The organism is Paraburkholderia sp. SIMBA_027 (assembly GCF_046535315.1).
Lineage (GTDB): Bacteria > Pseudomonadota > Gammaproteobacteria > Burkholderiales > Burkholderiaceae > Paraburkholderia > Paraburkholderia tropica.
Window position 1 is genome coordinate 1 of the sequence record NZ_JAWRWY010001292.1, and the last position, 248, is coordinate 248.

The window sequence follows — 248 nt, forward strand, 5'->3', positions numbered from 1 at the left end:
GGTTGTGCCAATATTACAACGGGATTAATTGATTCGAAAGATTTAGAAAGAGCTCTAAATAATGACATGGCAGCAAAAGAATCTATCAGTGAACAACTTAATTGGACAATCAATCATAAAGATATTTTTGAAACGCAATATATATTAGATTTAGATGGGAATATTATCGCCCTTGATGAAAATTTAAAAGCAAGTGGGATCAACATAGGGGATGCAGTTCCAGTAGATGAAAAAGCAATTTCCATGTT

At 32.7% G+C, this 248-nt stretch carries 1 protein-coding gene; it reads left to right on the plus strand.

From position 1 onward, the window contains the following. The coding region (locus SB764_RS43325) for a hypothetical protein (RefSeq protein WP_410867212.1) at positions 1–248 on the plus strand (248 nt) is incomplete at both ends.